Annotated in this window: 25 protein-coding genes and 1 other RNA gene; 12 read left to right on the top strand and 14 right to left on the bottom strand. The window is 64.1% G+C overall.

The annotated features are described in order from the left end of the window. Window positions 1-187: 187 nt before the first annotated feature. The 5 genes from GC121_RS14765 to GC121_RS14745 all read left to right on the top strand — a co-directional run bounded on the left by GC121_RS14765 (window position 188) and on the right by GC121_RS14745 (window position 7,435). Window positions 188-3,412 carry an amidohydrolase family protein gene (locus GC121_RS14765; RefSeq protein WP_151975441.1) on the top strand — a complete coding sequence of 1,075 codons (3,225 nt, stop codon included), beginning with the start codon at window positions 188-190 and terminating at the stop codon, window positions 3,410-3,412. Between the two features lie 30 nt (window positions 3,413-3,442). Beyond that, a complete protein-coding gene (locus tag GC121_RS14760; protein WP_151975440.1) occupies window positions 3,443-4,492 on the top strand; it encodes a nucleotidyltransferase family protein in 1,050 nt (349 codons plus the stop codon). A gap of 20 nt (window positions 4,493-4,512) precedes the next feature. Further along, window positions 4,513-4,950, top strand: coding sequence for a lasso peptide biosynthesis B2 protein (locus tag GC121_RS14755; RefSeq protein WP_199857890.1), 438 nt, complete (start codon window positions 4,513-4,515; stop codon window positions 4,948-4,950). Then, window positions 4,937-6,712: an ABC transporter ATP-binding protein gene (locus GC121_RS14750; RefSeq protein WP_151975438.1), complete on the top strand. Its 1,776-nt coding sequence runs from the start codon at window positions 4,937-4,939 to the stop codon at window positions 6,710-6,712. Before GC121_RS14755 ends, GC121_RS14750 begins: the two co-directional genes overlap by 14 nt. Before the next feature lie 102 nt (window positions 6,713-6,814). Beyond that, complete coding sequence (locus tag GC121_RS14745) at window positions 6,815-7,435, top strand: helix-turn-helix transcriptional regulator (RefSeq protein WP_234421287.1); 621 nt, start codon at window positions 6,815-6,817, stop codon at window positions 7,433-7,435. Window positions 7,436-7,605: 170 nt separating this feature from the next. Here GC121_RS14745 and GC121_RS14740 read toward each other — a convergent pair whose 3' ends face one another. From GC121_RS14740 to GC121_RS14715, 6 genes are read right to left on the bottom strand one after another with little or no spacing between them, the layout of a single operon-like run. Next, entirely contained in the window at window positions 7,606-8,451 is an 846-nt protein-coding gene (locus tag GC121_RS14740; protein WP_151975437.1) for a kinase, read from the bottom strand. Window positions 8,452-8,457: 6 nt separating this feature from the next. Next, window positions 8,458-9,000, bottom strand: a complete 543-nt coding sequence (locus GC121_RS14735) for an NUDIX hydrolase (RefSeq protein WP_151975436.1) — start codon at window positions 8,998-9,000, stop codon at window positions 8,458-8,460. Between the two features lie 22 nt (window positions 9,001-9,022). Next, window positions 9,023-9,697 (bottom strand): TPM domain-containing protein, encoded by a 675-nt coding sequence (locus tag GC121_RS14730; protein ID WP_151975435.1) that lies wholly within the window; start codon window positions 9,695-9,697, stop codon window positions 9,023-9,025. After that, the gene (locus GC121_RS14725; RefSeq protein ID WP_151975434.1) at window positions 9,697-10,554 is read right to left on the bottom strand and encodes a YgcG family protein; all 858 of its coding nucleotides are present in this window, start codon (window positions 10,552-10,554) and stop codon (window positions 9,697-9,699) included. Before GC121_RS14725 ends, GC121_RS14730 begins: the two co-directional genes overlap by 1 nt. Further along, complete coding sequence (locus tag GC121_RS14720; protein WP_151975433.1) at window positions 10,551-11,090, bottom strand: YgcG family protein; 540 nt, start codon at window positions 11,088-11,090, stop codon at window positions 10,551-10,553. The genes GC121_RS14725 and GC121_RS14720 overlap by 4 nt, the downstream gene beginning before the upstream one ends. Window positions 11,091-11,116: 26 nt before the next feature. Then, window positions 11,117-11,728, bottom strand: coding sequence for a LemA family protein (locus tag GC121_RS14715; RefSeq protein ID WP_151975432.1), 612 nt, complete (start codon window positions 11,726-11,728; stop codon window positions 11,117-11,119). 146 nt (window positions 11,729-11,874) lie between these two features. Between GC121_RS14715 and mscL the strand changes: the two genes are divergently transcribed. Both mscL and ssrA read left to right on the top strand, forming a co-directional pair. Beyond that, window positions 11,875-12,303, top strand: a complete 429-nt coding sequence (mscL, locus tag GC121_RS14710; RefSeq protein WP_151975431.1) for a large conductance mechanosensitive channel protein MscL — start codon at window positions 11,875-11,877, stop codon at window positions 12,301-12,303. A gap of 98 nt (window positions 12,304-12,401) precedes the next feature. Continuing rightward, window positions 12,402-12,746: a transfer-messenger RNA gene (gene ssrA, locus GC121_RS14705) on the top strand. 428 nt (window positions 12,747-13,174) lie between these two features. On the opposite strand, the gene GC121_RS14700 is transcribed toward ssrA, so the two are convergent. The 4 genes from GC121_RS14700 to GC121_RS14685 all read right to left on the bottom strand — a co-directional run bounded on the left by GC121_RS14700 (window position 13,175) and on the right by GC121_RS14685 (window position 16,999). After that, on the bottom strand, window positions 13,175-13,414 hold the full coding sequence (locus tag GC121_RS14700; RefSeq protein WP_151975430.1) for a hypothetical protein: 240 nt from the start codon (window positions 13,412-13,414) through the stop codon (window positions 13,175-13,177). A gap of 116 nt (window positions 13,415-13,530) precedes the next feature. Next, window positions 13,531-14,781 (bottom strand): N-succinylarginine dihydrolase, encoded by a 1,251-nt coding sequence (locus GC121_RS14695; protein ID WP_151975429.1) that lies wholly within the window; start codon window positions 14,779-14,781, stop codon window positions 13,531-13,533. Continuing rightward, a complete protein-coding gene (locus GC121_RS14690) occupies window positions 14,778-15,791 on the bottom strand; it encodes an arginine N-succinyltransferase (protein ID WP_151975428.1) in 1,014 nt (337 codons plus the stop codon). Before GC121_RS14690 ends, GC121_RS14695 begins: the two co-directional genes overlap by 4 nt. Further along, a complete protein-coding gene (locus GC121_RS14685; RefSeq protein ID WP_151975427.1) occupies window positions 15,788-16,999 on the bottom strand; it encodes a hydrolase in 1,212 nt (403 codons plus the stop codon). The genes GC121_RS14690 and GC121_RS14685 overlap by 4 nt, the downstream gene beginning before the upstream one ends. A 198-nt stretch (window positions 17,000-17,197) precedes the next feature. On the opposite strand from GC121_RS14685, the gene GC121_RS14680 reads away from it, so the two are divergent. Beyond that, window positions 17,198-17,563 (top strand): hypothetical protein, encoded by a 366-nt coding sequence (locus GC121_RS14680; protein ID WP_234421286.1) that lies wholly within the window; start codon window positions 17,198-17,200, stop codon window positions 17,561-17,563. Here GC121_RS14680 and rsmA read toward each other — a convergent pair. From rsmA to GC121_RS14660, 4 genes are all read right to left on the bottom strand, one after another. Further along, window positions 17,548-18,384 (bottom strand): 16S rRNA (adenine(1518)-N(6)/adenine(1519)-N(6))-dimethyltransferase RsmA, encoded by an 837-nt coding sequence (rsmA, locus tag GC121_RS14675; RefSeq protein WP_151975425.1) that lies wholly within the window; start codon window positions 18,382-18,384, stop codon window positions 17,548-17,550. The two genes, GC121_RS14680 and rsmA, sit on opposite strands and share 16 nt — an antisense overlap. Before the next feature lie 91 nt (window positions 18,385-18,475). After that, window positions 18,476-19,378 carry a 4-hydroxythreonine-4-phosphate dehydrogenase PdxA gene (gene pdxA / locus GC121_RS14670; protein ID WP_151975424.1) on the bottom strand — a complete coding sequence of 301 codons (903 nt, stop codon included), beginning with the start codon at window positions 19,376-19,378 and terminating at the stop codon, window positions 18,476-18,478. Window positions 19,379-19,382: 4 nt separating this feature from the next. Next, on the bottom strand, window positions 19,383-20,747 hold the full coding sequence (locus GC121_RS14665) for a peptidylprolyl isomerase (RefSeq protein WP_151975423.1): 1,365 nt from the start codon (window positions 20,745-20,747) through the stop codon (window positions 19,383-19,385). A gap of 135 nt (window positions 20,748-20,882) precedes the next feature. Beyond that, complete coding sequence (locus tag GC121_RS14660; protein ID WP_151975422.1) at window positions 20,883-23,192, bottom strand: LPS-assembly protein LptD; 2,310 nt, start codon at window positions 23,190-23,192, stop codon at window positions 20,883-20,885. A gap of 100 nt (window positions 23,193-23,292) precedes the next feature. Between GC121_RS14660 and GC121_RS14655 the strand changes: the two genes are divergently transcribed. The 4 genes from GC121_RS14655 to GC121_RS14640 are packed head-to-tail and all read left to right on the top strand — an operon-like array spanning window position 23,293 to window position 25,802. Then, complete coding sequence (locus GC121_RS14655) at window positions 23,293-24,753, top strand: leucyl aminopeptidase (protein ID WP_151975421.1); 1,461 nt, start codon at window positions 23,293-23,295, stop codon at window positions 24,751-24,753. Between the two features lie 14 nt (window positions 24,754-24,767). After that, window positions 24,768-24,914 carry a DUF2256 domain-containing protein gene (locus GC121_RS14650; RefSeq protein ID WP_199857887.1) on the top strand — a complete coding sequence of 49 codons (147 nt, stop codon included), beginning with the start codon at window positions 24,768-24,770 and terminating at the stop codon, window positions 24,912-24,914. A 2-nt stretch (window positions 24,915-24,916) separates the two neighbouring features. Beyond that, on the top strand, window positions 24,917-25,348 hold the full coding sequence (locus tag GC121_RS14645) for a DNA polymerase III subunit chi (RefSeq protein ID WP_339390198.1): 432 nt from the start codon (window positions 24,917-24,919) through the stop codon (window positions 25,346-25,348). A gap of 46 nt (window positions 25,349-25,394) precedes the next feature. Further along, entirely contained in the window at window positions 25,395-25,802 is a 408-nt protein-coding gene (locus GC121_RS14640; protein ID WP_151975418.1) for a hypothetical protein, read from the top strand. Window positions 25,803-25,845: the final 43 nt, after the last annotated feature.

The following is a 25,845-nucleotide window of genomic DNA, read 5'->3' as shown; positions in this document are numbered from 1 at the left end:
CCATCCCGACATTGCATTTCCCCATTGCTTACAGCGATTTCGCGGCGACATCTAACCCACTAAAAGCAACCACTGCAAGGATGAGCATCGGACAGACGCATTGAATGCTGCGATGCGCTCACACATTGCACCGCGCCCCCTGTGCGGTATGAAGGCGTTTCAGTTGTAACGAATACAGGACACGCCCATGCGCCGCATTGCTTCGCTCCTCGCCGCCACCAGTCTCTTCGCCGCCAGCGCGGCGTTTGCGCAGGAGGAGGCGGCAAGCGAGGCGGAGAGCACGGAGTGGGATGTGAACAATCCGCCCGGTGTCGAAATCACGCAGGTGCCCATCGCCACCGATGAAGGCACATGGATGGACGTGGATGTTGCGCCCGACGGGCAGACCATCGCTTTTTCTATGCTCGGCGATATCTACACCATGCCGATCAGCGGCGGCACGCCCACGCGCATTGCCGAGGGGCTGGCGTGGGAAGTGCAGCCGCGCTTTTCGCCCGATGGCAGCCGAATTGCTTTCACCTCTGATCGCGGCGGGGGGGACAATATCTGGGTGATGAATGCCGATGGCACCGACGCGCGGCAGCTGACCAATGAGGATTTCCGCCTGATGCACCAGCCCAGCTGGTCGCCCGACGGGCAGTTTATCGTTGCGAAGAAGCACTTCACCACCGGGCGCAGCCTCGGCACAGGGGAGGTGTGGATGTACCATATTTCCGGCGGCGCGGGCGTGCAATTGGTCGCGCGGCCCAATGAACAGCATCAGAAGGAACTGGGCGAACCGATCTTCGCGCCCGATGGCAGCGCGGTCTACTACACCCGCAACGTCACCCCCGGCAGCACGTTTATCTACGCGCAGGATTCGAACACCGACCTGTTCAATATCGAACGCTATGACATGGCGACGGGCGAGGTGACCACTGCGGTATCGGGCCTTGGCGGCGCGGTGCGGCCCACGCCTTCGCCCGACGGCACGATGCTGGCTTTCGTGCGGCGCGAGGATATGCAGACGGGTCTCTATATCCGCAATCTGGCGAGCGGGGAGACTACCCGCATCTATGACGATCTCGACCGTGATGTGATGGAGACCTGGGCCGTTACTGGCGTCTATCCGAACATGGACTGGACGCCTGACAGCCGCTCGATCGTGTTCTGGTCGGGCGGACATATCAACCGGATCAATGCCGATGGCACCGGCCTCGCGCAAATACCCTTCAGCATCAATGACACGCGCGGCGTGTTGCCCGCGCCGCGCCCGCAAATTGCCGTGGCGGTCGATCAGGTGGAGGTGACGATGGCGCGCTTCCCCGCCGTATCGCCCGATGGCCGCACCGTGGTGTTTGAAAGCCTCGGGCGGCTTTACACCATGCCGGCCAGCGGCGGCACCCCGCGCAGGCTGACCAGCGGCGGCGGCGACGCGCGCGAGCTGTTCCCCAGCTGGAGCCGCGACGGTTCGCGCATTGTCTATGTCCATTGGACCGATGCCGGCCTTGGCGAAATCCGCACGATCGCGCCCAATGGTTCGGGCAGCCGCACGGTCACCTCGCAACCCGGCCACTATTCGCGCCCGCATTTCTCGCCCGACGGGCAGACCATCGTGTTCGAACGCGGCGAGGGCGGCGGGCTGACCGCGCCCGAATATAGCGACAATCCCGGCGTCTACCGGATGCCCGCCAGGGGCGGCGCGATGGTGCTGGTGAGCCGCGAACACAGCCTCCCGCATTTCGGTGCGGAGAATGACCGCATCTTTATGACGGGCTCCTCCGGCGGCAACCAGGTGCTCGTCTCCACCGATCTGAACGGAGAGGCCGAGCGCACCCATGCCACGGGCGAAATGGTGACGAGCTATCACGTCGCCCCCAATGGCCGCTATGTCGCCTTTACCGAGAATTACGACGCCTATGCCGTTCCGCTGATGCCGGGCGGGCAGACGGTGACCCTGTCGGGCAGCGCGCGGGCTCTGCCGGTCGTCGAAGTCTCGGATAGCGGCGCGGCCTATGTCCACTGGGCGAGCGGCGGGGAACGGCTGCACTGGTCTTTGGGGCCGACGCTGTTCACTGCGGAGGTGAGCGAGCTCTTCCCCTCCGCCCCGCCTGCCGAGGGCGAGGATCGCAGCTACACCCAGCCCGAAACCGGCGTGTCGCTGCTGCGCACCGTGGCGGCGGACCGGGCTGATGGCAGGCTCGCCATAACCGGCGCGCGAATTGTTACCATGGCGGATGAAAATGGCGGGGTGATTGAAAACGGCACGATCCTGATCGAAGGCGATATGATCGCCGCCATCGGCGCGGCAGGCGAGGTCAGCATTCCGGCGGGCACGCCCACCATTGATGCGAGCGGTCGCACGATCATCCCCGGCATTATCGATGCCCACGCGCACGGCACTGTCGCCACCAATGAACTGGTGCCGCAGCAGAACTGGGCGCTGCAACAGGCGCTGGCGCTGGGCACCACGACGATCCACAACCCCTCCACCGAAAGCGCGTTCTTCGTGGCCGAGGATATGCAGCGCACCGGCGAACTGCTCGCCCCGCGGATGTTCAGCACCGGGCGCATAATCTACGGCGCGCGCAGCCCCTATGCCTATGCGCAGATCGACAGTCTGGAGGACGCGCTCGACCATGTGCGCCGCCTGCGGGCCGAGGGCGCGCCGAGCGTGAAGAACTACAACCAGCCCCGCCGCGAGCAGCGGCAGATGGTGGTCGAGGCCGCACGGCGCGAGAATATGCTGGTGGTGGCCGAAGGCGGCTCGCTGTTCGGCATGGATCTGAACCTGATCGCCGACGGCAATTCGACGCTGGAGCACAATATTCCGGTCGAACACTTCTACGAGGACGTGCTGCAATTCATGGCCGGGGCGGACACCAATTACACCCCCACGCTGGTGGTCGGTTATGGCGGCCTGGCGGGCGATCCCTATTGGCGGCAGGCGACCAATGCGTTCGAGCAGCCGCTGCTGCAAGCGCATACGCCGCCCGCTATCCTGCGCGCCGAAACTTCGCGCCGCACGACCGCGCCCGAAAGCAATTTCGTCGACGACGATATCGCCCGCGAAGCCGCGCGCGTGGCCGAGCGCGGAGTGGAAGTCGCCGCCGGGGGCCACGGCCAGCAGGCGGGGATCGACATCCACTGGGAAATCTGGAGCTTCGCGCGCGGCGGGATGAGCGAAGTCGATGCGCTGGAGACAGCGACCATCGGCGCGGCCCGCTCGCTCGGCATGGACAGCGAAATCGGCTCGCTGGAGGTTGGCAAGCTGGCGGATCTGGTGATCCTGACAGGCAATCCGCTGGAGAACATCCGCAACACCGAAACGGTGGAAACGGTCGTGATCGGCGGGCGCGCCTATGATGCGGCAACGCTCAACGAAGTGGCGAGTGGTGACAGCACCCGCGCACCCTATTGGTGGGAAGACTGAGCGCCTGAGGGTCAAACGGGCGGGGGAGAGATGACGGCAATCGCGCCCGAAATCCGACTGCTCGCCGCGCATTTGCGTCCTGCGCTCGGGTTGGCATCTGAGGAGGCACCACCGCTCACGCTGGCGCAGGCCGAATGGGCGATGCGCCGCCACCGTGTCGGCCCCTTGCTCCACCATGCGCTGGCTGGGAGGGCCGATGGTGATGCGGCGGTCGGTGCGCTGCTGCGCGGGTCTTATGAGCGCAATGTTCGCCGCCAACTGCGCCACCGTGCGGCGACGCAAAGGTTCACCGGTTGGCTGGCAGAGCGCGGGCACAATGCGCTGGTGGTCAAAGGCTGGGAACTCGGCGCGGCGCTCTATGGCGATGCGGGTTTGCGCTATTCCAAGGATATCGACCTGCTGATCGGCGCGGCGGCGATGCAGGACGCGCTGGGCATCGCGGCGGCGAACGGCTTTCTCGTCTCCGGCAAACCCGCGCACCAGGGGATGCGCAAGGCGCGGCTGCTCATCGGGCGGTTCAAGGAAATCGGCGTGGGTGATCCGGATTATGGCGTGCAGCTCGAACTGCATTCGCGTCTGCTAGTGCACCCGCCCCCCTGTTGGAGCGACCCCGAACCCGGAGACAACAACTGGCCGAGCCTGAGCAATCCCGAATATGTGCTCTACCTGCTGATCCACGGCGCATGGACATATTGGGACAGGCTCAAATGGCTCGCCGATGGCGCGATGCTGGCGCAACGGGTGGAGCGGGAGCTCATCCCCGTGGTTCTCGCCAATGCGCGTCTCCTTCACTGCGAAGAGGCTATCGTGGCGGGCCTGCGCATGGTCGGCGATCTGTGGGGGGAGGCGCTGGTGGCGGACTGGCTCGCCCACAGCAATGTCCCCGCAGACGATGCACTGATGCAGCGGCACTGCGCGATGATTGCCGAGCGGCTGGGTTACGATGCCCGCACCCCGTTCCCGCAGCGGCTGCTCCGCGCCACCGGAATCCGGCGCAATCCCCCCGTTTTCGGCACCCATCCGCCGCGCCTGCGCAGCACGATCGACAACGCGCTGTTTTGGATGGCGTCAAAGCTCTGATAGGCGGTTGGCGGATGCAAGTGACCCGATTCCTCCGGCGGCGCGCGCTGTATGTCGAGATCTGGCTCGGCCTTGCCGCGGCGCGCTTTCTCACCCGCTTTGTCCGGCTGGGGCGGTGGAAGCATTTGCTGGGCGACATGGACACGCACGCGGCGGAAGACCTTCCGGCAGCGCGGATCGAACAGGCGCAAGGCGTCGGGCGGATTGTCGCCCATGTCGCGCGCGGTGTGCGGCTGTTCGACGCGGTGTGCCTGCCGCAGGCGATGGCGGCGCGCTGGGTGTTGGCACGGCGCGGTATCCCCTCGCGCATCGTGATCGGCTCCCGCCGCGAGGACGGCGCGGGGACGATGCATTTCCACGCTTGGCTGCTGGCGGGCGGTGAAGTGGTGACCGGCGCGCGCGAACAGGCAGCGCATCAGGAAATGGTGCAGGCGGGGCCAAACGATGCAGCCACCTGAGCTAGAGCCACCGCTGGCGAGCTTGCGCGCCCTGCTCCGGGCGATCTTCGCCTTTGCGCGCGGCAGCATCGCCTCGACGCTGGCGATCATCCTGCTCGCGGCCTTGCTCGAAGGGGCGGGGCTGGTGCTGCTCTTGCCGGTGGCCGAGACCCTGTTCGCGCAGGAGACCGGCACGCAATCGGGGCTGACCGGCACTTTGCGCGCGATGCTGGAAGGGTGGAACGTTACCTCGGTAACCGCGCAACTGGCGGTGATGGGTGCGGGCTTCCTGCTGCTTGTGGCTTTGCGCGCGGCGGTGTTGCTGAAGCGCGACGTACTGATGATGCGCCTCTCGCAAGGCTTTGTCGACCACACCCGCCGCAGCTTCTTCACCCTGCTGGCACAGGCGGACTGGCCGGTGATCAAGCGATTCCGCAAGGCGCAATTGCTCAACGCGATGACGACCAATATCGCCCGCCTCGCCGCCACTATGAGCGCCCTCTCGCGCGGGCTTATCACCGTGGCGATGGCGCTGGCCTATCTGGTGGCCGCGTTCTTTGTCAGCGCGCTGCTGGGTGCGGTGCTGCTTGGCCTGACCGCCTTCGGGCTGGTGTCGGCGATCATCTGGACACGGCGCAGCCACCGTTTGGGCACGCAGCTGACCAGCGCCAATCGCGGCGTGATGCAGGAAACGACGCGCTTTCTGGACGGGATGAAGGCCGCCAAGGCAGCCCGCGCCGAGGCCGCGCTAACGCAGCGTTTCGACGCGCGGATTGCCGAGAGCCGCGCGCTGGCGGTGGAATTTGTCGAGCAGCAGGGGCGGCTGCGCAATGCGGTGCAACTGGGCGCGTCGGTCGCGGCGTTGCTGACCTTGCTGGTCGGCTATGGCTTGGTCGGCCTCAGCGGCGGAGAGCTGCTGGTGATGGCGGCGATTGTGCTGCGCCTCTCGCCCAATCTTATCGCCACATTCGGCGGTTTGCAGACCATCGCCCATGCGCTGCCCGCCTTCACGTCGATCCGCGAAACCGAAGCCGCTCTGCGCGCCGCGCAGGGAGAGGCAGAGCGTGACACGCCGGTAACTCTCGCTCATATCCCGTCGCCCGATGCGCCGCTGATCCTGCGCGAGGCGAGCGTCAGCGTGCCGGGCGAGGATGGCGGCGAGACGGTGCTGGTGCACTGCGCGCAGATTGCGTTTGCGCCGGGCACGCTGACGCATATTTCCGGCCCCTCCGGCGCGGGCAAATCGACGTTGGTGGAACTGGTCGCCGGACTGCATCTGCCCGCCAGCGGCAGCGTATCGCGCGGGGCCGTGGAGCTGACCGCGCAGACCCGCAGGGGTTGGCAACAGGCGGTCTCCTTCGCGCCGCAGGAGCCGTTCCTGTTCGATGACAGCGTACGCGCCAACATGCTCTGGCCCGATCTGGCGGTGGACGATGCCGCGATCTGGCAGGTGCTGGAGCAGTGCGAGGCGGCCGAGCTGGTGCGCGGTCTGCCCAAAGGCTTGGACCACGAATTGCTCGATGGCGGCGCGCGGCTTTCGGGCGGGGAGCGCCAGCGTCTGTGCCTTGCCCGCGCGCTGCTGCGGCCAGCCAGCCTTCTCGTGCTGGACGAGGCGACATCGGCTATGGATCCGGAGCTGGAGCGGCGGATTATCAGCGGTTTGCGCGAGAGCATCGGCCAGCGGATCGTGCTGCTCGTCTCGCATTCGCTCAATGCGGCAGGCTGCGCTGATCAGGCAATCCGGGTGAGCGGCGGGGTGGTCGAGACTGCTCGTCCCGCCTGAGCCACGCCTCGTCGCCACAACAGGGCACAAAATCGGGGAACAAAGCGCCGCAGCTTATGTTTCCTTTTTGCGTAACTTTGGCAGCTTGGTTAAAAACACCCCGTGGAAAACGATCACGTCTTCACAGCAGACCCCGTCGCCGGGGAATTGATCGCGAGCTCGCCGATTGCATCGGTGGTGAGCGATCCGAGGCTGCCCGACAACCCGCTTATCGCGTGCAATCAGGCGTTTATTGACCTGACGGGGTATAGCGAGGCCGAGATTTTGGGCCGCAATTGCCGCTTCCTCGCTGGTCCCGGCACTGAACCCTGGCTTACCGACGCGATCCGCGGCGGTGTGCGCGAACGCAAGGCGGTGCTGGTCGAAATCCTGAATTACAAGAAGGACGGCACCCCGTTCCGCAACGCCGTGGTGGTGGCACCGATTTTCGACGACGCGGGCGAGCTGGCCTATTTCCACGGTTCGCAGGTCGAGCTGGAGGAAGGCGCGGATACGCCCATGGTCACCCGCCGGGCGCGCGCGGCCGAAAAGGTCAAGGCGCTGTCAAAGCGGCAGCTTGAAGTGCTGAAAATGGTCGCGGGTGGCCTGCGCAATAAGCAGATTGCTTACGAGCTGGGCCTGTCGGAAAAGACCATCAAGATGCATCGCGGGCTGGCGATGGAAAAGCTGGGCGCGCAGAGCAGCGCGGATATGATCCGGCTGGCGGTGGAAGCGGGTATCTGATTTACATTGGGCAACTGGCCCAAAGCCCATATTTCGCATTGCGCAGTTTGCGGTAGACGTAATATTGCATCGTAGTCGGGATTTCGAGGTATTCCCCTCCCACCTCGTTTCCTCCCTCCATCCCACCCTTCCGGCTGCGATGCCCCCACACAGCCAGAACAATAGCGGTTTTACGCCCCGCAAGGCCGCTGGTTGCGGTCGATCGGGATTACCATATCGGCGCGTGCGGGCATTTCCTCCAGCATATGCCGGGTCAGCCGCTCGTAATGCGACACGAAGCGGTGCAGCGCGTCCTCATCCAACACGCCGGGGCCGAGCGGATTGAGCGCGGCGAGTTTCTCCTCCTGCCGCCGCCGGTTGGCGATCACCGCATCAAAACTGTCTACCTTCAGCATCACCAGCACATCGACGAGCTTGAACAGCCGCGCGTAATCCTCGCCCAGCCAGTGATTGACGAGCGTGCGCCACACCGCATCGCGGTCTTCCTCGGCTTCGAGCACGTTGACGGGGCGCGTCAGCTTGTCCGGCGCTTGCGGCGCCGCTCCGACGCACCAGCCTTCGAACAGCAGCACATCAACCGGGCCGCTGATCCGCGTGACTTCATTGCTGCGATCATCGAACGCCTTGTCGAAACGCGGCACTTCGAACGCGCGACCTGCCAGCACATCCTCGATAATGCCGAACGCCATGCTCACCGCATGGGTGCCCGGGACACCGCGCGTGGCGAACAGCGGGTGCACCTCGGCAGCGAGTTGCAGCCGCTCGGCATGGGTGAGGTAGAGATCGTCGAGCGAGAGAGTGACCGCGCGCAATCCGCGCCGTTGCAGAAGCAGTTCGAGGAAGCGGCACACGGTCGTCTTTCCCGATCCCTGCGCGCCATTGATCCCCACGATCAGTGGCGTCCGGCTGGCGGCGCGACGGGCGATTTGCGTGGCGAGTGGCTTCCAGTGCCCCTCCACAATCGCGGCATAATCATCGGGCAGGCGTTCGGCGGCGATCAGCTCTTCGATGGTCATGGCGGCTTATGTAGTGTGCAAAAGTTCCGGGCCAAGCGCGATCAGCATCCGCGTGTCGATCCCGACCCCGCCCTTGCGGAAATCCCGGATGGTGGCGGCGAAATCCGCGAGTTTGACGCGGTGGACGGTGATGTTCTCGCCTTCTACCCCGCCGCCCGGCGCGGTCTTGGTGAGGCCTGTAGCTTTGAGCAGCGTAAAGCTCTCGCTCACCATGCCGGGGGAGGAGAAGAAGTCGCCGACCACTTCCCAATGCGCCGCCTCGTAGCCGGTCTCTTCGAGCAATTCGCGCTTGGCCGCCGCCAGCGGATCTTCGCCTGGCGCGCTGTCATCGTCGCCGATCAGCCCGGCGGGCAGTTCAAGGCAAGGCTGGCCCAGCGGCACGCGATATTGCTCGACCAGGATGATGTGCTCGCCATCCAGCGCCAGAATAACCGCCGCACGGATATCCCGCGCCCGCGCCACATATTCCCAGCGCCCGCGCTTTTTCGCAGTGATCCAGTCGCCTTGCCAGACGATTTCTTCCGGCGCATCGTGATCGGGTGTGCTCATGGTGAGCGGCGCTAGCGGCGGCTCACACTTCGATCAAGCGGTCAGGAAGTTCGTTGTCGTCATCCTCGCCGCGCGGGAAGTGTTCGGCGAGCACTTTGCCCACATCGCGTACACCGGCGGCGATCCCTTCCGCGACGCAGCCCTTGCGGATTTCGGCGAGCATATCCGCCATCGCTTCTCCCCAAACCTCGGCAGGCACCAGCGAGGCGATGGAATTGTCGGCGACGATTTCCGCACGGTGTTCGCGCATGGAGAGATAGAGCATAATCCCCGTCTTGCCCTTGGTTCGCCCCTCTGCGCCGACCTTGAAATGCCGCACCGCCCGCATCCGCACCCGCTGCGCCTTGATCGGCGAGGGGACACAAACGAACCGCAGCGCATCCCAGCTCAGCAGCGCCCACACGGCGACGAATGTCACGAGGCCAATGCCCACCGCCCAGGCGATGACTTCCCCATAGGTCCATTCATGCGTCCATCCGCCCAGCAGCCAGTCGACCATGGACAGGAAGACATCGGGGAAGGCGGCGAAAATGCTCATCGCGGTGAAGGCCGCTGCAATCGCCCAGACGAGGATCACGTCGGTATAGCCATCCGAGCGGTCGGCGATGACCGGCACAATCTCGCCGCTGGTGGACAGCTCTGCCTCGGCTACGGCTGCGGAGACAAGCTGGTGCTGTGCTTCGTTCAGATACCCCATCACCAGCCTCCGCTCGCGCCGCCGCCGCCGGACATACCGCCGCCGAAGCCGCCAAATCCGCCGCCTCCACCGCCGCCGCCAAAGCCGCCGCCGAAGCCGCCACCGCCCCAGTCGTCATTATCGGTGATCCCGCGCGCAATCGCCTTGCCCGCCTCCCACAGGATAATGTCGCCGACAACGCCGCCCACGCCGCTGCGATAGCGCCGCCTTCTGCCCCTGCCGCCCAGCAGGGGAAGGATGAAGAAGAAGAACAGGAAGCCGAGCCAGATCAGCGTGCCGATAGGGAAACCGCCTTCGCTGCGTTCCTGCGCGGCTGCTGCCTGTGCAGCCTCTTCGATGGCGATCGCATCTTCCGGGCTGGTGGCGAGGTGGGCGAGAATGGCATCGACGCCCGAAGTTACGCCCCCGTCAAAATCCCCCGCCTTGAAACGCGGGGAGATCACATCGTTGATTATCCGCCCGGCCATGATACCGCCGAACCACGGATGCAGGCCGTATCCGACTTCTATCCGCATCCGGCGGTCATCGCGCGAAATGAGCAGCAACAGGCCCATATCCCGCTCCGCCCCGCCAATGCCCCATTCGGCAAAGAGCGCGGTGGCGTATGGCTCGATCTCCACCGACCGGCCGCTGGTATCCTGCAGCACCGGCACTGTGGCGACAATGATCGCGCGGCCGGTTTCCCGGTTGTAATCGCGCAGCCGCTGATCGAGCGCGGCCTCCGCCTGCGGCGAAAGCATATCCGCGCTGTCGAGCACCGGACCGCTTGGCGCGGGCGGGAAGGTGTAGGTCTGCGCGGACACAGGGCTCGCCAGCGCGGCGAACAGGGCTGCCAGCAGGAGAAAAATCCGCCTCATGCGGCGGCCTCCAGACAAGCAGGCGAGGTGGGTCGCGGTGTGGCGACGCTCTCGTCCAGCGTTGTCATAATGGCATCGACGCCTGCCTCGATCCCGCCGGGAAAATCACCATTCCTGAATTCGGGCACCATCGCATCCTCGATAATCTCGCCCGCGACCTCATTGGTTAGCACGCTTTCCAGACCGCAACCCACTTCGATGCGTAAGCGGCGATCATCGCGCGCCACCACGATCAGCACTCCACGATCCGTCTCGGCAGCGCCAATTCCCCAACGGTTGAACGTGGTGAAGGCATAATCCTCAATGGATTGTCCGGCGAGGCTTGGAATGGTGTTCACGACAATGGCGGTTTGTTCAGTATTCCAATATTCGGTCAGCCGTTGTGCCAGCTCCGCCTCGATCCCGGGCGGGATGATCTCGCCCTCATCGATAACCGGAGAGCTTGGCCGATCGGCCGCAGCAACGTCAGGCTCGCTTTGCGCATCGGCGCGGCACGCAGCCAGCGGCAGCAGGACTGCCGCCAGCACTATGCGCATCACACGCGACACCCGCCGCGCCGGCCTTAGCCTTCGTCACCCGTGATGTTGTTGAACTCGACATCCGGATTTTCCCGCGCGCCCTCGGCAGCCTCGAAATATTCGAGCGGTTCGGAACCGTGGATCACGTTCGCGCCGATGGAGGAGGGGAAGGTGCGGATTTCGGTGTTATAGTCGCGCGCGGCCTCGTTGTAGCGGCCGATTTCGGTGTTGATCATGTTGTTCGACTGCTCGATCTCCACCATCAGATCGGCGAAGCGGGCGTTGCTCTGCAATTGCGGATAGGCTTCCACAATCGTGCGCAGCTGGCCGAGCGCCTGCGTCAACTGGTTCTGCGATTCGTTGAACCGCTGGAACTCCTCCGGGTTGGAGAGATCATCGGTGGTGATGTTGATCGAAGTGGCGCGCGAGCGGGCTTCGATCACACCGGTCAGGATGTTTTCTTCCGATACAGCAGCGGCTTCCACAACCGATACGAGGTTGGGGATAATGTCTGACCGGCGTTGCAGCGCGGCTTCGACATTGGCCCATTGTGCCTTGGCGGCTTCTTCCTTGGTGGGCACCGAATTGATGCCGCAACCCGCGAGCGCGAGGCTCCCGAAAACGAGGGCGAACAGGGTGCTCAGACGCTTCAGCATTTTGGATAATCCTCCCAACCGGAAAAGGTGTGTTGCCGATATAGCACGGCAGCGGCGTTGTTCAAGGAAACCGCGTGTTACTTGCAGGCGATTTCGCGCCGTGGCAGAGGGTTACTACCACTTTAACGCAGGGGAGTAACGGGTCCATGTTCGCAGAATTCAAAGAATTTATCGCCAAGGGTAATGTGATGGAACTGGCGGTCGCGGTGATTATCGCGGGCGCTTTCGGCACGATTGTCACCTCGCTGACGGGCGACGTTATCATGCCGATTGTCGGCTTTGTCTTCGGCGGGGCGGATTTCTCCAGCTACTTCATCCTGCTGTCCACGCCCGAAGGCTACACCGGCAGCACCACCGATTATGCGGCGCTGAAAGAAGCGGGCGCGGCGATGATCGGTTATGGCGCACTGATTACGACGATCATCAACTTCGTGATCCTCGCCTTCGTCATCTTCCTGCTGGTGCGCTACGCCAACAAGGTGAAAGCCCGCATGGAAGAGTCCAAGGCCGAGGAGGTGGCAGGCCCGACCGAGATCGAGCTGCTGACCGAGATTCGGGATGCATTGAAGAAGTAACGCTAGCTAGCTCGTCATTGCGAGGAGCCGAAGGCGACGTGGCAATCCATTCCAGCCGTTGGAACTGGATTGCTTCGCCTCCGGCTCGCAATGACGGGACACTTTCAATTAATGTTGATGCGCCTATATAGGAGGTGCCGGTTTCGACCGGCTATGGCGATAAATGGCGCCGTGTAATAGGTACAGCGGACCCGGGGGCAGTACCCGGCGGCTCCACCAAAACCAGCAGTTTACTGCTGCTTCTGACGGGGCCGAACCAGGATCGACGTGTGCTGAAAGACGGTGTTTTTGCCCGGGCTGAGTAACCCGCAAAACTGTTCAAAACCTATAAGTGCCAACGATAACGAAGCACTCGCAATCGCTGCGTAATCTGACGTCCTAACGGACTGATCTTACAAGGCTAAAGCGCGGTTGGACCCACCGGGCAACAGAAGCGGATTCCGGGGCTCCGGGGGTAGCTAGCAACAGAAACCCCCACCCAATTCACCACAGGACGAAGCCATACCGGCCTGCGAATGCACGTTCGCTGCGCTTCCGGTGCTCACGACCTGAAAGGTCGCTGCGCGCCGGTTCTCGCGCCCGCACATTCTCGGCGCGGTCTGGCTCCGCCCTGAGGCGAATTTGGCGTCCTGCTAGCTGTGTCGCTTGGCGAACCGCATGAAGGCAAAGAACATCGCTCCCCATATCAGCCATCCGACGAGCAGGGGGAGCTCGCTTTCCAGTTGTTCACCAACGAAATTGCCAACGAAAACAGGAACTAACGATATTAGTATGAACACTGCCCAGCAGCCGCAGCCTTCATTGTTGGCGGGGCCGTAACCCAGACCTCCGGCCAAACGGTCAAACAGTTTGTGGGGGCGTTTTGCCAAGCCTATTCAGCCTTAGCAGCTTCACGCTCCGCCGCTTCGTATTTCAGGCAATCCAGAATCTTCGCCCCGCCCAAGAAAACCGCTCCGCTGCACGCGGCGAAGAGCAGCCAGCCGCCCCAGCCGGGATATTGCGCCAGATAGTGGCTGCCACGATCCATCGCGCCCAGCGCCAGTGCGTAAATGATCAGGAACGCTTCCCAGCGGGTCTTGATGACAAACAGTCTGCCGATCTTGCGAAGCATTCGTAACCTTTCTTAACGCGTTACACAGCAAGGGCCGTGCCAGACGCGCTATTGTGCGGGATACGATGGTTAAGCGATTGGCGGATGTAAAACAATCCGACAAGGCACTCGCGGCATCAAAGCAGTTCGGAAAGGCCCAGAGTTTCCAGCAGTTTCGCCCGCACGGCTCGCACCGCTTCGGCAAGCGCCGGATCGCCGATTTGCGCCGCATTGATGCTCTCGGGCCAATATTCGGCGATCACGCTTTCGATCAGCGTCGCCTTGGCATCGTCCAGCATAAAGCGCGGATCGACCGTCGCCGGATCGGCCACCACGCGCAGCCGCAAGCAGGCGGGGCCGCCGCCATTGGCCATGCTCTGGCGCACGTCGACGACATGGACGTGGCGGATCGGGCCATTGCCCGCGAGCATATCCTGCAACCAGTTCCAGACCGCGCCGTTGTCGCGGCATTCCTCCGGCACCACGAGCGTCATTTCCCCGGAGGGCGGCGTGAGGAGCTGCGCATTGAACAGGTAAGAGCTTATCGCGTCGGCAAGGCTCACCGCGCTGGCGGGCACTTCGACCACCTGCGCGCCGGGGCATTTCGCATGGATCGCGGCATAGGTGCCCGCCGGATCGGCGAAGGCCTGTTCGTGCGTGAACAGGACATTCTCATTCGCCACCGCCACCACATCATTGTGGAACGCGCCTGCCGCAATAGCCTCCGGGGCCTGTTCGACGAACAGGCAGCGTTCGGGATCGAGGCCGTGCTTGCGCGCAATCAGGCGGCTCGCCTGTTCGTGCTGGCGGGCGGGGAAGCGGCCACCGGGGCGGCCATAGACGAAGACTTCGAGGCCCGGCTCCCCATGGCTCGGCGCAAAGCGCATATGGTTCGCCGCGCCTTCATCGCCGAAACAGGGCGGGGCGGGTTCGTGTACCGCGAAATGCGCAGAATCGGCAAAGGCGAGGCGCAATTGCGCCAGCGTGTCGGGCCATTCCTGGCTGCGATGCGGCATGGTGACGAGATTGGCGACGGTCAGATGGCACTTGCCGTCCGAGGTATCGGGGGCGGGGCTGACCGTGGCCGCATTGGCCGTCCACATCGAACTGGCCGACCAAGCGCCCGCCACCAGCGCGGGATCGGTGCTGTCATCGGCGGCGAGCGTCTCCAGCCAGCCTGCATTGGGGCGCGGGAGCGGCAGGAAGAAGCCCTGCGCCAGCCCCATCGCCATATTCCCGCGCATCTTGGCAACGCCCTGCAACGCCGCCGCGCGCGGATAGGCGGTCTCGCCCGCATTCTTCGTCGCGGCGAGATTGCCGAGGCTGAGGCCTGCATAATTGTGGCTGGGGCCGATAATGCCGTCGAAGTTGATTTCTTGCAGGTTCACCGCGCGATACTCCACACCGTATCACCTTCACCCGCGCCGAGCATATCAGCCGCCCGCGCATCGATCGCGATACCGTCGCCGCGCAGCTCGCGCGCGCCGTAGCAGCAGCGGAAGTCCGCCATCTGTCCGGTCGCGAGCAGCGCCTTCTCGCCCTTTTCCAGCGTGGTGGAGACAATCGTGCCGTGATGCGCATCGGCGATGGCGCGCACGCGGTCGGTCTGCGCTAGCATGGTCGGCCCGCCATCGAAAATGTCGACATATCCCTGATAGGCGAAGCCTTCATTCTCCAGCATCCGCATCGCCGCGCGGCCCGAAGGGTGGGGCAGGCCTATCACCTTGCGCGCCGCCTCGTCCAGCATGGCGATATAGACCGGGTGCTTGGGCATAAGATCGGCGATAAACTGGTTGCCATGCACGGCGTTGAATTCGTCCGCTTCCTGAAAGCTCATCCCAAAAAATTTGCCGCCAATTGCATCCCAGAAGGGCGAGCCGCCGCGTTCGTCGATAATGCCGCGTAATTCGGCCAGAATCCGGTCGCCAAAGCGGTGGCGGTGGGAGGCGATGAAGAGGTAGCGGCTGCGTGCCAGCAGCATCCCCAATCCGCCCGCGCGCTCGCCCGGATGCAGGAACAGCCCGCCCACTTCGCTGCATCCGCCCAGATCATTGGTTAGGCTGAGCATTTCGGCAGTCACCGTGCGCTCCAGCTCCGCCGAATGCTGGGTCAGCGTGGTGATGCGGTAGGAGTAGAACGGCCATTGCTGGCCCACCGCGCTGAACAGCTGGCAGGTGCCGCGCACATCGCCCGTCTCGGTGTTTTCGAGCACCAGCACAAAGGTTTCGGCGCGGATGTCGTCCCCCTTGCGCGCAAACGCTGCGTCCGAGCCTTCCAGCTTGGCGCGCAGCGAATTGCGGTCGGGCGGCAGATTGGTGAAACCGCCGCCGGTCAGCTTCGCCATTTCATACAGGTGCTGCAAATCGTCCGCCGTGGCGGCGCGCATGATGTGGCTCACAAATGCTCTCCGGTGGCGAGGCGATGCAGGACGATGGCGGACAATTGCGCGCGCTCGGTCAGGCTGGGGACGATCATATATTCGTCCGGCGAATGGATCTTGCCGCCGCGCACGCCCATCGTATCGACCACGGGGACGTGATTGGCGGCGATATTGTTGCCATCGCAAACCCCGCCGCTCGGCTGCCAGCCAATCGTCTGGCCCAGCGCCGCGCCGCTCGCCTGCACCAGATCGAACAGCTTCTGCGCCTTGGCATCGACGGGCTTGGGCGGGCGCGAAATGCCGCCGTGGAGGTGGATCGAGACTTCGTGCCGCACTTCCAGTTCGGCCAGCATCAGCTTGAGATCGCGTGCAAATTGCTCGCCCGCTTCCGGCGTCTTTGGGCGGATGTTGAAGCGCAGCACCGCGTGATCGGGGACGACATTGTTCGCCGCGCCGCCATCAATTTTGGCCGGATTGATCGGCAGATCGCCATGCTGCATTTGCTTCAGCCGCAACACGCAATCCGCTGCCGCGACAATCGCGTTGCGCCCGTCTTGTGGATTGCGCCCGGCATGGGCGGAGCGGCCGGTGAAGGTGACCGAATAATTCCCGCTCCCGCCCCGCGCATGGGCCAGCGTGCCATCGGGCAGGGCGGACGGCTCGTACGTCAGCGCGGCGAATTTCCCGCGCGCCAATGCGTCGATCAGGGCGGCGGAGGCGAGCGAGCCCGTCTCCTCGTCTGAATTGATCATCACATCATAGCCGACATGAGCCGCCGCCGCGCTCGTCTCGAATGCCCTGAGCGCCTCCAGAATGATCGACAATCCCGCCTTCATATCGGCGGTGCCCGGCCCGTTGAGCGTCTCTTCATCGAGCCAGGTCAGCGTCTGGAACGGGTGATCGGCGGGGAACACGGTGTCCATATGGCCGGTGAGCAGCAAGCGCCGCTCCGCCTGCGGGCGCACAGTGCAGACTAGGTGCCGGCCATGCGGCTTTTCCACCTCGCGCCCGGCAGCATCCACCACGGTTACCGGAGCGGGATCGCGCAAAGTCACGTCGCCCGGCAGAGCGGAGAAAGCATCGGCCAGCAGGGCCGCGACCTTGGCCAGACCATCAAGATTTCCGGTGCCCGAATTGATCGCCGCCCAACTTTGCGTCCGCTCCAGCATGGCGGCCTGGTCTATGCCGGCAAGCAGGGCAGTCTCGGTGGCGGAAAGCTGTTGCATATGAAATCGCACTGGCGAGGCGACGCGCCTATGTCAAATCCCCTCTGGCGCCTTGGCTGGCCTCCCGTGGCCTTAACCCGGAGATAAGACCTTTGCGCTAGGCCTGCCCCGTCTAGGTCTTTGTGGGGAAATGAAATGCTCGCCGGTGGTGAGAGATCGCGTGTTGATAATCGAACGACAGCCATGCTGCGCGGCAAGATGCGCGACCGCCGTGGCACGCGCGATATCCGCATCGGTGATCTGTCCCCGCGCGGCCTGCTGGTGGTGTGCGAACACCCGCCCGAGCGCGGCGAGATTGTCGATATCACGATCAACGGCCACCACATCGTCGGCGAAGCACGGTGGAGCAGTGGCCGCCGCTGCGGAATGCGCGCAGACCGGCGGATCAATGTGCAGGCGGTGCTGGACGGTCGCGGGCCGGAACAGCGGTTCAAGGCGCAGAAGATCGAGACCCCCAACGATCCGTCAGCATGGTCGCCCAAAACGCAGATTGCTGCCTACACCCTGCTGGCGCTGACGGCGCTGAGCACGGCCTATCTGATCGCCAATTACCTTATTCTCTGATCCAGCGCGCGGGCCAGCGCGAGGAAATCGGCGACGGTGAGCGTTTCGGCGCGGCGCGTGGGATCGATGCCCACCGAATCAAGCGCCGCCAGCCCGCCGGGCAGACCTTTCAGACTTTGCCGCAACATCTTGCGCCGCTGGCCGAACGCGGCGGCGGTCAGGCGTTCCAGCACGGCGCCATCGACGCCTTCGGGCGCGGTTGCGGGGGTGACATGGACAATCGCACTCATCACCTTGGGCGGCGGGGTGAAGGCGCTGCGATGCACTTTCATCGCCAGTTTCGCGGTGGAGCGCCACTGGGCGAGCACGGCCAGCCGCCCGTATTCGCTATTGTCCGGCGCGGCGACGATGCGGCGGGCGACTTCCTGTTGGAACATCAGCGTCAGGCTTGTCCATTGCGGCGGCCATTCCTTGGCGGACAGCCAGTTGGTGAACAGCTGCGTGCCGATATTGTACGGCAGATTGGCGACGATGGCGAAGGGTTCGCCCATCAGCGCGGCGTGATCGAGTGCGAGCGCATCGTCCTCCACCACGCGCAGCCTGCCGGGGAAGGCGGCCTGCAATTCTGCTAGCGCGGGGATGCAGCGCGCGTCGCGCTCGATCGCGGTGACGCGGGCTCCGGCGCGCAGCAGGGCGCGGGTGAGGCCTCCGGGGCCGGGGCCGATTTCGAGCACCGCCTTGTCCGCAAGGTCGCCCGGAATGGCGGCGATGCGGTCGAGCAATTGCTCGTCGAACAGGAAGTTCTGCCCCAAGGCCTTGGAGGCGGAGAGACCATGCGCGGCGATCACTTCGCGTAGGGGAGGGAGTTTAGGTGTGTCCATGTCTCCCCTTTTCCGACTGCCCTGAGCTTGTCGAAGGGCTGTCCTTCGACTTCTTTGCCTCGCTAGAAGAAAAAGCAGTCCTTCGACAAGCTCAGGACGCGCGGGTTTTAGGGACAAGACGCCGCGCCGCAATGTCCCCCGCCATGCGGATCGCGGCAATCATCGCATCGGGCCGCGCGATGCCTTTGCCCGCGATATCGAACGCGGTGCCGTGATCGGGCGAGGTGCGGACAATCGGTAGCCCCAAGGTCACATTCACGCCCTCGTCAAAATCGAGCGTTTTCAACGGGACGAGCGCTTGATCGTGATACATCGCGATGGCGACATCGTAGCTGGCGCGCTTGTGCGCGGCGAACAGCGTGTCGGCGGGGTGCGGGCCGGTGGCGTCAATGCCCTCGGCGCGGAGCTGCGCGATGGCGGGGGCGATAATGTCGATCTCCTCGCGCCCCATCCGTCCGTCCTCGCCCGCGTGCGGATTAAGCCCGCACAGCGCGAGGCGCGGGTTTTCGATGCCGAAATCGCGCTGCAAGGCGCGCGCGACGATGCGGCTACGGTTGACGATCAGCTCTTGCGAAAGCCGACCCGGCACATCGGCCAGCGCGCAATGCACCGTCATCGGCACAGTGCGCAGCGATGGCCCGGCGAGCATCATCACAGACGCGGTATGCGGCAGGCCGCAGGCATCCGCGAACAATTCGGTCTGGCCGATGAAACCGGGCGCGACCTGCGCGATTTGCGCTTTGGAAACAGGGCCGGTCACCACTCCCGAGCATTCGCCACGCCGGACGAGCGCAATCGCCTCTGTTAGCGCCTCATAGGCGGTTTGCGCCGAGGCGCGGGTGGGTTCGCCCGGCACCGCGCCGCCGGGCTCGCCAATCACGCGGAAGGGCGGCAGGCCCAGTTCCTCGCGCCGCGCCGAGGCTGTGGCGATGACTTCCGGCCCGATCCCCGCCGGATCGCCGAGGCTGACCGCGAGCGGGGGAATGTCGGGCACGGCGTCAGTTATATTCGATCACGGCATCGGTGCGCAGATCGCGCAAATAGCTTTGCGAGCGGCGGTTGATCCGCTCTTCTTCTAGCTGCTCCATCAGATCTTCCACCGAAGGGCCGGCGGTATCGGCGGGCATTTGCCGTCCGCAGACCATAATCATCCGCACGCTGTCCGCCAGATCGCCGAAGGGCGGCGTCATTTGACCGGCTTGGAGGGTGAGCAGGATTTGCTGGAAGGCTGGCGGCAGATCGCGCAGCGCAACGCGCGGATTGTCCACCGTGGCCGCGCCGAGCGATTCGGCGACGATATCGGCCTGCTCGCACGATGTGACTGCCTGCATCTGCTCGATAAAGCTGCCTGCAAGCGCTTCGCGCGCAGCTTCGCTGGCATCTTGCGGCATAGCGAGCGACAGCTCTTTGAGGCTGAGCGTGGCATCGCGCGGATCGGGCATCCCGACCTGCCGCTGGTCAATCATCAAGAGGATCGAGAAACCGCCGGGGATTTCCAGCGGGCCGACCAGCTGCCCCGGTTGCATCTGCGCAGCGGCGGCTTCCAGTTGCGGCTGCTGCAATTGCGGCAGGAACAGCCAACCAAGGTCACCCCCGGTCACGCGGCTGCTGGCTTCCGAATATTGCCGCGCATAGGCAACAAAGCTGCCGCCCTGCTGCAATTGCTCGACAATCTGCGTAGCGTTGGCCAGCACCTGTTCGCGGTTATTGGCGTTGGCTGAGAGGAAAATCTCGCCCAGCCGGTATTCCGTATCACCGCGGGTTGCCTGCAGGCGTTCCCACAATTCGGTCACTTCGGCTTCGGAGACGTTGACGAAGGGCACGATATTGCGGCGCAGCAGCCGGTCCCATGCCAGCTCGCCCAGAATCTGCCGCTTCACCGAGCGGCCCGAGGAACCGAGCGATTCCAGATAAGCGTCCATTTCCGAAGGCCCGCGCCCTTGGCTGGCGGCGTATTCGGCATAGGCTTGGTTCACTTCGTCAGTAGTGACTTCCATTTCCAGCGCGGCCGCTTCCTGCGCCTGGATCGTCTCGTCCACCAGATTGAAGAACACCTGCAAGCGCAAGCGGGCGACTTCTTCGGGCGGCAGTTCAACGGTCTGCGCGGCAAGGATCAGCGCCAGCCGGTGGTCGATATCAGTCGAGGTGATGACGGTGCCGTTCACCCGCGCCACCGCGCGCCGGTCCATCGGATTGCCCGATTCAATGATGAAGGCGATATCTTCGGGAAGGTTGAACGCCTCCATCCCCGCAGACTGCGCCGCAGCACTTGTCGAAGCGAGAGGAGAGGCCAGCACGAGCGCACCCGCCATGGCGAGCGCGGCACGCGAAACTTTGTGCACGATGGAATTCACTGTTGTCATAATCCTGTATGCAGCGCGCAACCGGCGCGGTCTGTCATCTGTCACCTGAAATGATGCGCATTACACTGTCGGGCTTAACCCTAGCTGAGCCGATGGCTCAAGCCAAGGCCAGCTCTGCGTCGGGGAAGGGTGCGATCAAAAGCCAAGATTGCGCAGGTTGAAGTAGAGCCGGAAGCTGTCGCCGCTTTGCGCATCGGCGAGCTCGATAAAGTCGCGCCGCCAGGTGATGCCGAATTCCAAGCAGTCATCGGCATAGGCAATTCCCAATCGCGTGCGCAGCGGTTCAAAGCCGTCGGCGGTGAAGGATGGGTCTTCCTCGCGGTCGGTCAGGTTGATGACGGCGGACCCGAAGATCGACCAGTGCTGGTCAAACTCCCAGCGTCCCGCGACGCGCAGTTCCTCGCGGTCCTGCAAATCCTCCAGGCTGAAATCGATATCGCGGTTGAGCCGCAGATAGCCGATTTCGGCATAGGTGCGGTTGTTGCCGACCGTCGCGTCAATCTCGTTCCGGCGCACCGCCAGATTGTCCTTGTCCAGCCGGAAGCGGTGGGTGAATTTGATAAAGTCCTGATAGCGCACCTGCGTCCGGCCCACGATATCGGAGAATTCATCGGTCAGCCCGGTGCCGTTGGGGAACAGGCTGGGTGCATCGGACAGGCGGTAGGACTGGCCCAGCGTGGTGCTGATCCGCCAGCCGGGGAAATTCGCCTCCCAGTCAAAGCCATAGGTGAGACGCACCCCGTCTTCCACCCGGTCATAGCCGGGGAAGCGGTTGAGCGCGAAAAGGTTCGAATCCTCCAGATCGATGGCGCGGGCATCTTCGTTGGGAATATCGAGATTGCGGATTTGCGGCGCGGCAACCACTTGCACACGCGGGTTAAGCACCTGCGTGCCGCCCATGAACCCGCCGATAAAGGGCCATTGCACATCCACCGCCGCAATCGCCACGCCGCGCGTTTGCCAGCCTTCCTGCCCGCGATAGCTTGCAACGCTGGTGAGCAAATTATCGTCCGAATGGTAGACATCGCCGCGCACGAGGGCGGTCAGCGTCACTTCCTGCCCCAGCGGGGTAATCATCCGCCTGTCCCACTGCGCGCGGGCGAAGGCACGTTGCGTATCCTGCCCTTCCGAGCGGGTGATGGCGAGCGTGTTGGCTTGCACTTCGACCTGTCCGCCCAGCAACGGGTCTTCGAGGCGATAGCGCGCATCGATCAGTGGCAACGCCAGCGGCACTTGCCCCTGATCGCTGCTGACCAGCAGTGCCTGCGTCGCCCAGCCAGCCACCGAGATATAGGAATTGTCGTCAATCCGCTGTAATTCGACCACCGAGCGGATGCGGTCTTCGCGGCTGATATCGTAGCGGCGCAGGAAAGTGCGGTCGCTCGCCAGCCGGATTGATCCGGTGGCTGTCCAGTTTTCGTCAAGCTGGAAACGGCCATTGGCGTAGATATAGCCGCGCAGCCGGTTTTCGCTTGTTGGCGTGGTGGAATTCAAGGGAATGCGCGAGCTGTAGGTGCCGTATGCGGTCACCTGAAACGCGCCATTGTCGGTCAATTGCCGGTATTGTGCCGACGCCATCGGAGCAGCCGCCGTATAGAGATAGCCGGTCACCGTCAGATCGCGATTATCGGCAATTCGCCAGTAATAGCTGTCGCTGATCTCGATCCCGTTTGACGCGGTGAGCGCGATATTGGGGATGAAAAATCCGGTTTCCGCACTGCCATCGGCGCGCACTGACAACCCCGGCAGCGGCAGAATGCGTGATCCGAACAGTTCCAGATAGGCCCCGCGAAAGCGGATGCGCTGGGTTTCATTGTCGAAAAAAACGCGCTCGGCGGTGATGCGCCAGCTGGGGCTGCGGTCGCAGCCACCGGCATCGATCACGGCGCAGGAGGAATAGACCGCCCGCTCGGCCATGATGTCGCCATCCTCGGTACGCGTGGCTTGTTCCGCCGCGATGCGCCCGCCTTGCCGGAAGGCGATCAGCAGGTTCTGCAACGCGCCCGCTTCCAGCTCGTCGGTCAGCACCACGCGGTCGGTAAACAGCTGGTTGCCGTCAGGATCGACCACGCGCACCATGCCACTGGCGACGATTTCTCCGGTCAGGCGGTTCCAAGTTACCCGGTCCGCGCGCAGCGACTGGTCGCCCGACCGCAGGATGACATCACCTTCGGCTGTGACTGTATCGGTGCCTTGATCATAAGCGAGCGTATCGGCTTCGAACCCGATCTGGCGCTGGCCATCCTCGTTGAATTCGGCGACGGTGGTGACGTCCGCCGGGAAGGTGCCGTTGACCCGCTCGGGCAATTCGGCAGGGGGGGGATCGGTTTCTTGCGCCCAAGCAGGCGCGGCACAGGTCAGCCATGCCAGCGCTCCGGCGGCGGTTGTGTGGCGTAAAGTGGCAAGCGAAGGCATCAATCGCAATTGTGGCGACCCGGGCAGCATGGCTTGCCTATCGCACCACCCGCTCCTAACTGCAACGACAGCTTTGCGCGGCATCGCATTGCCGCCAGACCATAAGACAAACCGTTTTTCGGGAGACTTCATGAACATCCTTTTCCGTGACAGCCATGATACCAACACCACCCGCCTGATCGCGCGGATCGTTGCGCAGGACAGCCTGCCTGCCGATCTGCCACGCGCGGTGAAGGAAGGCGCGGAAAGCTCGCGCTTCAGCGGCAAGGCCGGGCAGCTGTTCGAAGGGTTTTACGAAGCCGATGGCGCAGTGGTGCGGCTGGCGCTGGCCGGAGCCGGGAAGGCCGACGCGGCAGACCGCAGCGCGGCGCTGGAGAAAGCGGGCGCGGCGCTGAGCGCGAAGTATCTCACCAGCGGCGAAACCGCGCTGGCGCTCGATGCTGCGGCAAGCGGGCTGTCGGCAGAGGAAACCGCGTCGGTTCTGCTCGGTGCGCGGCTGCGCGGTTGGCGCTGGGACGAATATCGTACGAAATTGCGTGACGAACAGAAGAAGTCGCTGGCCGAGATCGTTGTGGTCGGCGCGCCTTCAGGCACCGATACCGCCTGGGCCGATTCGGAAGCGGTTGCCAAGGGCGTCGAACTCACCCGCGAGCTGGTATCTGAGCCGCCGAACATCATCTATCCCGAAAGCTTCGTCGCACGGTGCCGCGAACGCTACGAAGGCACCGGCCTGACCGTCCGCGTGCTGGACGAGGCGGAGATGGCATCGCTCGGCATGGGCGCGCTGCTCGGCGTCAGCCAGGGCTCGGTGCGCGAAGGGCAGTTGCTGGTGGTCGAATGGAAAGGCGGCGGCAATGAAGCGCCGACCGTGTTCGTCGGCAAGGGCGTCACCTTCGACACCGGCGGTATTTCGCTGAAGCCCCCTGCGGGCATGGAAGACATGAAGTGGGACATGGGCGGCGCGGGCGCTGTGGCGGGCGCGATGCTCGCCATCGCGGGGCGCAAGGCGAAGGCCAACATCGTCGGCGTGTGCGGGCTCGTTGAAAATATGCCCGACGGCAATGCCCAGCGCCCCGGCGATATCGTCACCACGATGAGCGGGCAGACGGTGGAAGTCATCAACACCGATGCCGAAGGGCGGCTGGTGCTGTGCGACGCGCTGACCTGGGTGCAGCAGGAATTCAGCCCCAAGACCGTGGTCGATTTCGCCACGCTGACCGGCGCGATGATCATCTCGCTCGGCAATGAACATGGCGGCGTCTTTGCCAATGACGATGCGCTGGCCGAGAAGCTGCTGAGTGCGGGCAAGGCGAGCGGCGACAAGCTGTGGCGTTTCCCGCTCTCGCCCGAATACGACAAGCTGATCGACAGCCCGATTGCCGATATGAAGAATGTCGGCCCGCGCGGCGCAGGCTCGATCACCGCGGCGCAGTTCCTGCAACGCTATATCGAAGACGGCGTCGCGTGGGCGCATTGTGATATTGCGGGCATGGTGTGGGCAGACAAGCCGGGCGCAACCTGGGACAAGGGCGCGACCGGATACGGCACGCGCCTGATCGATAGCTTTGTGCGCGATAGCGTGGAGGGCTGATTCCCGTGGGGCGGATGAGGAAAAAGTCCGATCTGCCCAGCAAGATCTGCGATACCTGCGGCTTGCCTTTCACATGGCGCAAGAAGTGGGAGCGGGATTGGGACAATGTCCGCTATTGTTCCGACCGCTGTCGGCGCGGCAAGGGGACGGGTAACCAGTGAGAGTGGACTTTTATCTCTTGTCTGCCGACCCCGCACCCGCCGCCATCGCGTTGCTGGCCCGCAAGACGCGCGAGGCGGGGGAGCGGTTGCTGGTTGTCGCCGCCGATCTCGACCTGCTCGAAACCGTCTCACAAACCCTCTGGGAAAGCGCGCCGGAAGCCTTTCTCGCCAATGGCATCGCGGGCGACGAACACGATGCGCGCCAGCCGATCCTGCTGTCCAACGAAGTCGATGCCGTGAATGGCGCGCGCTTCCTGCTGATCGCCGATGGCCTCTGGCGCGAGCCGGGCGAGGGCTTTTCCCGCGTGCTGTTCCTGTTCGATGACACCACCCGCGACCACGCCCGCCAGACATGGAAAGCGCTGCAAGACCGCGAGGGGATGGAGCGCAAATTCTGGAAGCAGCAAAGCGGGCGCTGGGTCGAAGGGCCGTAATTTCTGCGGGGAATATTCCCCCGGCCGGATGCAAGGGAGTTTGTGAATGCGAGCAGTTTTGTGCCTTTTTGCCCCCCTGCTCTTGGCCGGATGCGGCGATGATCCTGTCGCAGCGCCGCCGCCAGCCGATGCGGCTGCGCAAGCGCCGCTGCCCGAAGGCTTCACTCTGCCCGCCGACACGCAAATCGCCTCGATGGAAGAGGTCAGCACCGACGCGGGCGCCGGAACGGTCGTCTTGCTGGAAAGCACGGCAACACCCGAAACGCTAGAGGCGCATTTCCGCGAGCAGGCCGAAGGCAAGGGCTTTATCCTGACCGTGGCCGAGAATGCGGGCGGTGTCTCGCAACTTCATGGTGAGCGCGAAGATGCGCTGCAATTCGATTTCGCCGCCTCGGCATACGAGGACGGCTCAACCCGCGCGAGCCTGGCGATCGGGCGGGTTGCCGGCGAATAGGGCGGACAGCGCAGTTGCTCCCGAGGCGCGGGGCTTGACCACC

The sequence above is a fragment of the Erythrobacter sp. EC-HK427 genome (assembly GCF_902498745.1).
Lineage (GTDB): Bacteria > Pseudomonadota > Alphaproteobacteria > Sphingomonadales > Sphingomonadaceae > Alteraurantiacibacter.
Note: the sequence above shows the minus strand (reverse complement) of the source record. Positions and strands in the feature narration are given on the sequence as shown.

Excerpts from the sequence above, each read along its gene's own strand:
- GC121_RS14765 (WP_151975441.1), top strand. The coding sequence starts at position 188 with ATGCGCCGCATTGCTTCGCTCCTCGCCGCCACCAGTCTCTTCGCCGCC.
- GC121_RS14760 (WP_151975440.1), top strand. The coding sequence starts at position 3,443 with ATGACGGCAATCGCGCCCGAAATCCGACTGCTCGCCGCGCATTTGCGT.
- GC121_RS14750 (WP_151975438.1), top strand. The coding sequence starts at position 4,937 with ATGCAGCCACCTGAGCTAGAGCCACCGCTGGCGAGCTTGCGCGCCCTG.
- GC121_RS14740 (WP_151975437.1), bottom strand. The coding sequence starts at position 8,451 with ATGACCATCGAAGAGCTGATCGCCGCCGAACGCCTGCCCGATGATTAT.
- GC121_RS14735 (WP_151975436.1), bottom strand. The coding sequence starts at position 9,000 with ATGAGCACACCCGATCACGATGCGCCGGAAGAAATCGTCTGGCAAGGC.
- GC121_RS14730 (WP_151975435.1), bottom strand. The coding sequence starts at position 9,697 with ATGGGGTATCTGAACGAAGCACAGCACCAGCTTGTCTCCGCAGCCGTA.
- GC121_RS14725 (WP_151975434.1), bottom strand. The coding sequence starts at position 10,554 with ATGAGGCGGATTTTTCTCCTGCTGGCAGCCCTGTTCGCCGCGCTGGCG.
- GC121_RS14720 (WP_151975433.1), bottom strand. The coding sequence starts at position 11,090 with ATGCGCATAGTGCTGGCGGCAGTCCTGCTGCCGCTGGCTGCGTGCCGC.
- GC121_RS14715 (WP_151975432.1), bottom strand. The coding sequence starts at position 11,728 with ATGCTGAAGCGTCTGAGCACCCTGTTCGCCCTCGTTTTCGGGAGCCTC.
- mscL (WP_151975431.1), top strand. The coding sequence starts at position 11,875 with ATGTTCGCAGAATTCAAAGAATTTATCGCCAAGGGTAATGTGATGGAA.
- GC121_RS14700 (WP_151975430.1), bottom strand. The coding sequence starts at position 13,414 with ATGCTTCGCAAGATCGGCAGACTGTTTGTCATCAAGACCCGCTGGGAA.
- GC121_RS14685 (WP_151975427.1), bottom strand. The coding sequence starts at position 16,999 with ATGCAACAGCTTTCCGCCACCGAGACTGCCCTGCTTGCCGGCATAGAC.
- GC121_RS14680 (WP_234421286.1), top strand. The coding sequence starts at position 17,198 with ATGCGCGACCGCCGTGGCACGCGCGATATCCGCATCGGTGATCTGTCC.
- rsmA (WP_151975425.1), bottom strand. The coding sequence starts at position 18,384 with ATGGACACACCTAAACTCCCTCCCCTACGCGAAGTGATCGCCGCGCAT.
- GC121_RS14665 (WP_151975423.1), bottom strand. The coding sequence starts at position 20,747 with ATGACAACAGTGAATTCCATCGTGCACAAAGTTTCGCGTGCCGCGCTC.
- GC121_RS14660 (WP_151975422.1), bottom strand. The coding sequence starts at position 23,192 with ATGCTGCCCGGGTCGCCACAATTGCGATTGATGCCTTCGCTTGCCACT.
- GC121_RS14655 (WP_151975421.1), top strand. The coding sequence starts at position 23,293 with ATGAACATCCTTTTCCGTGACAGCCATGATACCAACACCACCCGCCTG.
- GC121_RS14650 (WP_199857887.1), top strand. The coding sequence starts at position 24,768 with ATGAGGAAAAAGTCCGATCTGCCCAGCAAGATCTGCGATACCTGCGGC.
- GC121_RS14640 (WP_151975418.1), top strand. The coding sequence starts at position 25,395 with ATGCGAGCAGTTTTGTGCCTTTTTGCCCCCCTGCTCTTGGCCGGATGC.